Here is a 9922-nt window from a genome sequence, read left to right as displayed (position 1 = left end):
TTCTGCATCCAACTGGCAAAGGTCGGATACTTCACTCCGACATGGGCGGCAAACTGCGCCGCCGGTAACCCGCTCCTTTCAAACTCATCCAGGACCGCCTCCCGCCGCTCCGCTGGCGTCCACACACGCCCTCGGGCGTCCTGTTTCAATACTTGATCGGCCTGCTCCATAGATTGCATAGCGTAGCTCCTACCCAATCTACGAAACTACCCCGTTCCGATGGCGCTACGGATAACGCTTACCTTACGCCTTCAGGTATAGCAGTTACACCGACGGGATTCCCTGCGCCGGGTGTGAAGAATCCTTAAAAAACTTAAAAGGGACGATAACCGAGATTACGCTTCCACCTTGTAAACCTGCACACGGCCCCATGGCTCCCAGCCGTCTTTTTTTCGCGTGCCCTGGCCTTGGGCGCCGGAGAGGATTACGGCGTTGCCATCGGCGGTGAAGCGGGCGTGGGTTACGCGCTTTTTCGAATCGACTGAGTGCACGAGATTGCCGTCGGCGGCCGAGAAGAGCGCGATGTTCCAATTGCCCTGCGCCTGCCGTCCGGCCATGAGGAAATGCGAGCCGCTCGGGTGCCAGGCCACGGATTCCATGAGACCGCCGCCGTGCTGGCCTTCCTTGATTTCGTCGATGCGCTTGCCTTCCCTCCAGTTCCAGCGTTGCCAGGTCATCTTGCCATTGCCGGCCATGGGGTCGCCCATCGGGCCCATGCCGCAGCAGAGCAGCACGGCGCTGTCCGGCGAAAAGGCCAGGCCGTAGATGCCGCCGGTGTAGTGATGCGACTTTGTCGTGCCCCACGAAGTGAAATCCGGGGAAGTGAATTGCGCCACCGGCTTGCCATCCTCGCTGGTGACATTCCACACGCGCACTTCGCCCAGGATATTGGCCGCGGCGAGATATTGGCCATCCGGCGTGAACGCGCAGCTCATCACCGGCGGTGTGTGCGAGAAGCTGGACAGAAGATCGCCCGTGGCGGTGTCGAAGATTTTCACCGAAGGCTCGCGTTCCGGTGCGGGCTCGTATTTCCAGCCGGCGGGCGCGTATTGCCCGGTGGTGGTGGCGAGACGCGTGCCGTCGGGCGAAAGCGCGAGCTGCCAGTTCCAGAATTGATGCGCCTGCACGCGCCGCCAGCATTCCCGCGACTCTACATCATGCCAGAGCAGCAGGCCATCATAGCCGCCGGAAATGACGGTGCGTCCATCGGGCAACAGCACGCAGCCACTGGCGTAAGAGCCGTGCGCGTCGTTGAAGGCGTGCGTCTCGCCATTGGCCAGGTCCACGGAATACAGCATGTTGTCCATGCAGGTGGCGAAGGCGCGACTGGCATCCGGAGTGAAGGCGAGACCGAGGACGCCGGTGGCCAGTTTGTGATCGTGAGCGAGAGTCAGTTTCATGCCAGCAGGTCGCGAATGGGTTCCGCCTTGTTTTCCACCCGGTGGAAAGTCGGCAGGCCGGGCAGATCGTATTCGGCGTAGGGATTGATGCCGAGCGCGGTGAAGATGGTGGCGAAAAGGTTTTGCTCGTTATGCGCCGTGCCGACGACGTCCACGCCGTCGATGTCCGTTTCGCCGGTCACGACGCCGCGCTTCAAGCCGCAGCCAGTCATCATGAAGCTCCACGCAGTGGGATAATGGTCGCGCCCGCGCGCCGGATTGATCCACGGTGTGCGGCCGAACTCGCCCATGGCAATGACCAGCGTCGAGTCGAGCATGCCGCGCTCCTCGAGATCGGTGATGAGATTGAAGAGCACGCGGTCCAGCTCCGGCACGAGCATCTGATGAATCTCGTGCTGGAAGACGTGGTTGTCCCAATTCATGCCGTTTGCCACCATCACGAACGGCGCGCCGTGCTCGGCAAGATGCCGCGAGAGCAGCGCATGCTGGGCAAAGCTGCCCGGGCCGTAGCGCTCGCGATCTTTCGCCGGCAATTTGTTGAGATCGAAAAGGTCCGCGCTGGCGGCGAGGCCTTTCATGCGCTCGAAGGCGTTGTTTTCGCTGCGGGCCACGGTGCTGTTGCGAGCACGTTCGAATTTTTCAGTGAGGAATTGGCGCAGCGTTTCGCGCGACTCGAGATCGTGCTGCGGGAGCGCATCGCTGGCCGCGTTGAGCAGCTTCGAGTAGTCGCCGCCGAGGCGCACGGGCGAGTATTTCGCGCCGAGCCAGCCGGCGAAATCGCCCGCCTTGAAACCCTCGAATTCATTTCCCCCGGGAATCGGATCGAGCAGGATGAAATTCGGAATCGGTGAATTGAGCTGCCCGATCTCGTGGGCGAGCACGCTGCCCAGCGTGGGGCGGGTGAAACCGGCGCGATCGGGATTTCCGCGCTGCATGAGATTGATCGCCTGCAAATGCTCCGGTTGCGCGGTCTTCATGTTGCGCACGATGTTCAGCTTGTCCGCGATGCGGGCGCACTGCGGCATGAGCGAGGAGAAATGGATGCCGGGAATCTTCGTCGGGATATGGCCGAAGGGCCCGCTCGTGGGGCGGCCAGGCTTCGGATACCAAGTCTCAAACTGACTCGGTCCGCCGCACAGCCAGAGCAGGATGCAGCGCTTCTGCGCCTTCATCGTCGCCTCGGCAAACAGCGGGTTTTGGAAGAGGCCGGCGAAGCTGGTCACGCTGGCCAGCGCGCCCCCGGCGAGGCCTTTGAGGAAAAGCCGGCGATGGAGAGTATGCTCGTTGGTTGGGCACTTGCCGACGGGCAGAAAGGAAGAATCGGGTTGCATCGGTTCGACGTCGTTAAGGCATCGTCAGAAATTCACCGCTGGTCATTAGCGCCCAGAGCAGATCGCGAGAGGCTTCCACGGTCTTGTCGCCGCGCCCATTGAGGAAGGCCACGGCGTGGGCAGTTTCTTCGTCATCCGGCGTGCGGCCGTAGACGTCGAGGAAAGCCTGGCGCACGCGGGCGGCGGCATCCGGCAAGGCGGCGAGCTTCGCGGCAGCGTTGTCGTTTGCGGGTTGCACGAGGGCGGCGAGCGCGGGCGCATCCGAGAGGAATTGCGCCTGCTGGAAAGTGGCGTTGTAGGCCTTGGGAAGAACGTCCGGAAGGGCCATGACCACGGCGTGGCGCAGCGTGTCATCCGTCGGCGGCAAACCGGCGGCCACGCGCCACGAGCGGGCGATCTGCTCGGCGGTGAGCGGGCGCTCCAGGCTGCCAGCAAACGCTTCCGGTGGCGTGGCATCCGAAGGCTGCAAGCCATACACCCGGCTCAGCACGATGCCCCGCACGACGCGGCGCGTGTCGTATTGATGCAAGGCGAAATCCTTCGCCAGCCAATCGAGCAATTCCGGATGGCTCGGCGCGTTGCGGCCGTTCATTTCATCCGCGGGATTCACGATGCCGCGGCCGAGCAGCGTGGCCCACATGCGATTCACGAAGGCGCGCGCGAGCAGGGGATTGTCGGTCGTCGCCGCATCGGCGAAAGCTTCGCGCCGCGAATACTTCGGCACGCGCACTTTGGCCTTCGCGTCCACGTATTTGTCGTCGCCGTCTGTTTCCTTCTGGTCGCCGGCGGGCCAGGTTTCCGCGAGCGTATGTCCGGTGAGCAACATTACCACCGCGGGCTGCGATTCCTTTTTCAGATTGGTGAAATTCGGATATCCGCCGACGGCCGACTCCGCGACCGCAGAGGTGCCCTCGATGTTCTTGCTGCGGTTGAACGCGGTGACGAGGCCCCAGTAATGCCCCTGCTTGATCTCGCGGGCCAACGGATGGTCATGGCACTGCGCGCAATCGATCTTCGTGCCATACACGATGGGCGCGATCGCCTCGGCAATGTGCTGGTAATCATTTTTCCGCTCGTAAAGGAACCATGGGGAGCCCTTGTTCTCCGGCTTGTCCGCGCGGCCGGTGATGATGGCGTGGACGGTTTCATTCCACGGGCGGTTGGTGCGAAACGCGGTCTCGAGGAAATCCCACCAGCCGGCGTTTTTGCGACGGGTTTCGCCGTTGTCTCGCTTGCCGCGGCCCATGAGGAAGACGTCCCACAGTTCGCGCATGTGCACGGCGTATTCGCTGGAGGCGAGCAGCTTCTCGACGAGCGCAGGGCGCTTCGAGTCGGCGGGGGCTTTGAGAAATTCATCCGCTTCAGCCTGGGTTGGGATGCGCCCGGCGAGATCGAGATAAACGCGGCGGCACCACGTGCGGTCATCCGCGGCCGGCGCCGGTTGCACATGGCGATCCTTCCAGCCCTCGTCGATAAGCGTGTCGATGGCTTGGGGGATCGATTCGAAATGACGTTCCGGGTGCGGTTTGGCCGGCGCCGTGGCCTCGGCGGTGAGTGCGGCGATCCATTCATGCACCACAGCGCGCTCGGTTTCCGAGAGCTGCTTCTTCGGCGGCATGTGCGGGTCGGCCTTGGCCTCGAGATTCTGCCAGAGAGCGCTTTCTTCGGGTTTGCCGGGGACGATCACCGGGCCATCCTCGCTGCCTTTCAACGCGGCCTGTGCGGTGTCGAGCTCCAGCCCGCTCTTCTGATCGAGGGGGCCATGGCACTTCACGCAGTTGACGTCAAAAATCGGCTGGACCTTGGTCGACCACAGCGTCGCAGCGTTATCCCGACCGTGCAAAAATTGGGCAGTGGCGAGGGTAAAGAGGAGTGAAAGGGTCGTTCTGGGAAGCATTGCCAGCGGATTTATAGCACCTGAACAACGCCTTTCCTGCGGAAACCTTAAACCAGAATTTCAGTCCTATAGGTCCTATTTGTCCCATCCCTCTCATAGGACGAATCGGACTGATAGAAAGCAGAGGTAGCGTGCGTCATTAAAAATACCGTAATTTCACTTATGTTTTTCCCACAGAACCTGCTTACTATCGGCACCATGTATCCCCTCCACACCCAGACCATGGAATTCCTCGAAAGCATGCTGCGGGCGAACCAGGCGCAGGCGGCTCAAGCCGTGGGTACGCCGGATTTTACGACCGTCCATGCGGAGTTCGACGGTCTGAGTAACCGGCTCTACCTAGAGATCGAGTACGGCGTACGACTGGAGCAGGGCGGGTGGAACTGAGATTCCGGTGAGCGCTGTTCATACCGGCGCTTGGGTAAACCCGTGAGTTGCGGGAAATAGTCATCGGGAGGCGATAATTTACTCTGACAGGTGGGTCTCGTTGTGGTGGTATTCGCCACAATGATGATTGATTGAATCGCGCCCGCCAGCGTGCAAACTGCGCGCGGCGATTCAACTGAAACAGGAGCGTCACTTGACCGTCCGCCGATTCCTCGGGACGGTACGTCATCTCTCATTCCTCAGCGACGAAGCCGCAGCCCAATCTAGATGAATTTAAAGATGTTCCGAAGTCAGGTTCGTGCGGCGGTGATGAAGTCCCCCGGACAGGGGGCGATTCCTTTGGTCATGGCCCTCTCCCTTGGCCTCGCCGGTTGCGGGAAGCCGCCTGCCGCCCAGCCGCCACCTCCGCCCATCGTCACGGTCAGCACTCCGTTGGACCGGGAAGTGACGGACTGGGACGAATATACCGGCCACCTTGTCTCGCCTGAAACGGCGAATATTAACGCACGCATCAGCGGTATCATCGAGGCCGCTCCTTTCAAGGAAGGCGCCTTGGTGAAGAAGGGCGATGTGCTCTTCATCATCGACGACCGGCCCTTCAAGGCGGACCTCGAAAACAAGCAGGCCAATGTCGTGAAGGACGAAGCGCAGGTCGCGCTGACCAAGGCGCAGCTGTCGCGGTCGGACGATCTGCTGAAAAAGAAAACGATCTCCCAGCAGGAATACGACAGCAGCAAGGCCGGCTTTGACCAGGCGAACGCCCAACTGACCGCGGACAAGGCGGCCGCCGATACTTCGAAGCTCAATCTCGACTGGACCCGCGTGACGGCGCCGATCTCCGGACGGGTGAGCCGCATGTATATCACCGTCGGCAACCTCGTGAACGGCGGCGCCGGCCAGGCCACCTTGCTCACGACCATTGTTTCCGTGGATCCGATGTATTGCTACGTTTCGGTGCCGGAACGCTCCTTCCTGAAATACGAGGCCTATGCGCGACGCACCAAAGGCGAGAATGTCCGGGATGCGAAGATTCCCTGCTTTATGCAGCTCGAAAACGAAAAGGGTTTTCCGCACGAAGGCACGATCGACTTCATCGACAACAGCGTGGACCCTGGCACGGGGACCATCCAGTTGCGTGGCGTGATCCCGAATCCGAAGGGCGAATTGACGCCTGGGCTTTTCGCGCAGATGCGGATCACCGGCAGCGGGCCGTACAAGACCTTGCTCGTGCCGGATCTGGCGGTAGGCGCGGAGCAGAACGAGCGCTATCTCATGGTGGTGGAAAAGGACGACACCGTGGCCGTGCGCAAGGTGCAGTTGGGCGAACTCTTCGGCAGCCTGCGCTCGATCACCGAAGGCTTGAAACCGGATGAACGCGTGATCGTCAACGGGCTGCAACTCGTGCGCCCTGGGGGTAAAGTGACGCCGAAGTCGGCGCCGATTTCCGCCGAGGCCATCGCGGCGCTGGATGCCAGCACCAGCGGTATCGATACCACGCACTCATCGCCGGACGCGCCCGCGAAATCCGAGCCATGAGTATCGCGCATTTCTTCATCGATCGTCCGGTCTTCGCCTCGGTGATCTCGATCGTGACGGTCATCGCCGGCACGCTCGCGATCCTGGGTCTTCCGGTGTCGCAGTATCCCGAAATCGCTCCGCCGACGGTGACGATCACCACGGTCTATCCGGGGGCGAATGCCCAGACGGTGTCCAGCACCGTCGCCACCCCGATCGAAGAACAGGTCAATGGCGTCGAGCACATGCTCTACATGTCGAGCCAGTGTACCAACGATGGCGCGATGAAGCTGACCGTGACCTTCCAGGTAGGCACGAATCTCGACGTCGCGCAGGTGCAGGTGCAGAACCGCGTGGCCATCGCCCAGCCGCAGCTCCCGGCGGAGGTGCAACAGCAGGGGATCACCATCAAAAAAGCGTCGCCGGACATCACCGTCGTCGTCGCGTTGTCTTCGCCGGACAACTCGCACGACACGGTCTTCATGAGCAATTACGCGACGTTGCAGATCAAGGACGAGATCGCACGTCTGCCCGGCGTGGGCGACATCACGATTTTCGGCGTGCGCGATTACGCCATGCGGCTGTGGCTCGACCCGGACAAACTCGCCTCCCGCAACATGACCGTTGGCGACATCGTGACCGCGGTGCGCGAGCAAAATGTGCAAGTGGCCGCGGGCATCATCGGCGGCCCGCCGCTGCCGCCCGGGACCACGCAATTCCAATACACGATGAACGTGCAGGGGCGGCTCACCGATCCCAGCCAGTTTTCCAACATGGTGGTGAATGTGGGGCAGGATGGCCGCATCACCCAGTTGCGCGACGTGGGCCGCGTCGAGCTGGCCGCGGCGGACTACAGCACGGCGATGACCTACGACGGCCGCCCCGCGGTGGCCATGGCGATTTTCCAACTGCCCGGTTCGAACTCCATCCAGACGGCGGATGCCATCTACAAAAAGATGGAGGAGCTGAAGAAGCGCTTCCCGGCGGGGGTGGAATACGAAATCCCCTACGACACCACCCGGTTCGTGCGGGACAGTATCAAGGACGTGATCATCACCCTCGTGGAGGGCATCGGTCTGGTAGCGCTGGTCGTACTCATCTTCCTGCAAACCTGGCGGACTTCGCTGGTGCCGCTGATCGCCATCCCCGTCTCGTTGGTCGGCACCTTTGCGGCAATGTTCGTGGCAGGGTTCTCGATGAACATCCTTTCGCTGTTCGGGCTGGTGCTGGCGATCGGTATCGTGGTCGATGACGCCATTGTCGTCGTCGAAAATATCGAGCGCTGGATCGAGCACGGACTCAGCCCGCGCGATGCGGCTTTCAAGGCGATGGATGAGGTGACGCCGGCGATTATCGCCATTGCGTTCGGCTTGTCGGCGGTCTTCATTCCCGTCGCCTTCGTCAGTGGCATCACCGGACAATTCTACCGGCAGTTTGCGCTGACCATCGCCTTCTCCACGCTGCTCTCCGCGTTCAACTCTCTCACGCTCAGCCCGGCGCTTGCGGCGCTGCTGCTCAAGCCGCGCGGGGTGCGGCAGGATTGGTTCACCCGAAGCATGAATTGGGTGCTCGGCTGGTTCTTCCGTCTTTTCAACAAGACCTTCGATGCCGGCAATCGGGTTTACATCACCGTCCTGCGCAAGGCCGTGCGCATGAGTGCCATTACCTTGATCGTCTATGGCGGGTTGGTCTTCCTGGCTTACAAAGGGCTGAAGACGGTGCCGACGGGATTCATCCCGCCGCAGGACCAGGGCTACTTGATCGTGAGCGTGCAGATGCCCGATGCGGCGTCGATCGAGCGCACCCAAAAGACGCTGACGGAGCTTTCCAATGTGGCGCTGAAGACGCCCGGTGTGCGCGGCGCTTTTACCGTGGCCGGCTTGAATGTCCTCTCGAGCTCGAACTCCTCCGCAGCGGGCGTGATGTTCACCCCGCTGCTGCCGTTCGACCAACGCGCGGGTCGGGCCGACATGACAGCCATGGCCATCGCCGCGCGGCTCAAGCAGCAGTTTGCCAATATTCCCGAAGCGCTCGTCCTCGTCTTCCCGCCGCCACCGGTCCGCGGTGTAGGCAGCGCGGGTGGGTTCAAGATGCAGATCGAGGATCGCTCCGGGCAGGGGACACCGCAGCAACTCCAGGCGGTGACGGCGAAGGTCATCGAAGAAGCATCGAAACGGCCGGAATTGAGCGCGCTCTTCTCCAGCTTCCGTGCCGGTGTGCCGCAGCTCTATGGCAATGTCGACCGGGTCAAAGCCAAACAGCAGAAGGTGGCCGTGACCGATGTCTTCCAGGCGCTGCAGGTCTTCCTCGGCGGGCTTTACGTGAACGACTTCAACTACCTCGGCCGCACCTGGCATGTCACCGCGCAGGCGGACGCGCCGTACCGTGCCAAGGCGTCCGATATTGCCCGTCTCCAGACGCGTAACGCAGATGGGAAGATGGTGCCGCTGAATGCGGTCATGGATCTCAAGGACATCACCGGGCCGGACCGCATCCAGCGTTACGACCTCTACATGTCCGCGGAGATCAATGGCACCACCGCGCCGGGCTACAGCAGCGGCCAGGGCATCGCGGCCATGCGGGAAGTGGTGAACAAAGTGCTGCCCAAGGAATATGCCTTCGAGTGGACCGATCTGGCCTTCCAGGAAGAGCTCGCGGGCAATACGGCGCTATTCATTTTCCCGCTTTGTATCCTCTTCGTCTGGCTCACTCACTCGGCGGAGTATGAGAGCTTCGCGCTCTCGACCGCGATCATCCTCATCGTGCCGATGTGTCTTTTGTGTGGCATCGCCGGCGTCTGGGCGCGGCATATGGATAACAACATCTTTACTCAGATCGGCTTTGTCGTGCTCGCGGGCATGAGCGTCAAGAACGCCGTGCTCATTGTGGAGTTCGCCAAGCAGCAGCAGGAGAATAACCCTGGTATGACCGCCGCCGAGGCGGCGATCGAAGCGGCGCGGCTGCGGTTGCGGCCCATTCTCATGACGAGCTTCACTTTCATTTTTGGTGTGATGCCGCTCATCTTTGCGACGGGTGCTGGCGCAGAGATGCGACAAGCGATGGGTACCGCGGTGTTTTTCGGAATGCTCGGGGTGACCTTTTTCGGCGTTTTCTTTACCCCGGTTTTTTACACGGTCATCCGCAAACTCACCGGCAAAAACGTCCTGCACCATCCGCCGCCAGAGAGCCACCACAGAGGAAACCGGGCAATCCCCCTTCAACGCCACCAGCGGTGCCGCCGGTGGGTCCTGCTGGCGACACGACTCTGATTCATGGCTAAGGGTAATAATATGTCTCGCTCTCACGGATTGTCTCTGGTAGCCAACACGCCCGCTGACTCGCAACTGGCAGGATTTGCTGCTGCAATAGCCGCCCTGTATCTGCGTATCCGC

Annotated in this window: 6 protein-coding genes; 3 read left to right on the top strand and 3 right to left on the bottom strand. The window is 61.5% G+C overall.

All coding sequences use genetic code 11. The features are described from left to right. Window positions 1-335: 335 nt before the first annotated feature. From CFE428DRAFT_RS30210 to CFE428DRAFT_RS30200, 3 genes are read right to left on the bottom strand one after another with little or no spacing between them, the layout of a single operon-like run. On the bottom strand, window positions 336-1400 hold the full coding sequence (locus tag CFE428DRAFT_RS30210) for a WD40 repeat domain-containing protein (protein WP_006983529.1): 1065 nt from the start codon (window positions 1398-1400) through the stop codon (window positions 336-338). Beyond that, window positions 1397-2731 (bottom strand): DUF1501 domain-containing protein, encoded by a 1335-nt coding sequence (locus CFE428DRAFT_RS30205; protein ID WP_006983528.1) that lies wholly within the window; start codon window positions 2729-2731, stop codon window positions 1397-1399. Before CFE428DRAFT_RS30205 ends, CFE428DRAFT_RS30210 begins: the two co-directional genes overlap by 4 nt. 13 nt (window positions 2732-2744) lie before the next feature. Beyond that, on the bottom strand, window positions 2745-4628 hold the full coding sequence (locus tag CFE428DRAFT_RS30200; RefSeq protein WP_006983527.1) for a DUF1549 domain-containing protein: 1884 nt from the start codon (window positions 4626-4628) through the stop codon (window positions 2745-2747). 198 nt (window positions 4629-4826) lie between these two features. On the opposite strand from CFE428DRAFT_RS30200, the gene CFE428DRAFT_RS30195 reads away from it, so the two are divergent. The 3 genes from CFE428DRAFT_RS30195 (at window position 4827) to CFE428DRAFT_RS30185 (ending at window position 9799) form a co-directional block, all read left to right on the top strand. Next, window positions 4827-5015 carry a hypothetical protein gene (locus tag CFE428DRAFT_RS30195; RefSeq protein ID WP_157447692.1) on the top strand — a complete coding sequence of 63 codons (189 nt, stop codon included), beginning with the start codon at window positions 4827-4829 and terminating at the stop codon, window positions 5013-5015. A 345-nt stretch (window positions 5016-5360) separates the two neighbouring features. Beyond that, entirely contained in the window at window positions 5361-6551 is a 1191-nt protein-coding gene (locus CFE428DRAFT_RS30190; RefSeq protein WP_049975800.1) for an efflux RND transporter periplasmic adaptor subunit, read from the top strand. After that, window positions 6548-9799 carry an efflux RND transporter permease subunit gene (locus CFE428DRAFT_RS30185; RefSeq protein WP_006983524.1) on the top strand — a complete coding sequence of 1084 codons (3252 nt, stop codon included), beginning with the start codon at window positions 6548-6550 and terminating at the stop codon, window positions 9797-9799. The genes CFE428DRAFT_RS30190 and CFE428DRAFT_RS30185 overlap by 4 nt, the downstream gene beginning before the upstream one ends. Window positions 9800-9922 lie beyond the last annotated feature (123 nt).

The organism is Chthoniobacter flavus Ellin428, from assembly GCF_000173075.1.
Lineage (GTDB): Bacteria > Verrucomicrobiota > Verrucomicrobiia > Chthoniobacterales > Chthoniobacteraceae > Chthoniobacter > Chthoniobacter flavus.
This window is presented reverse-complemented; position numbering and strand designations above follow the sequence as displayed.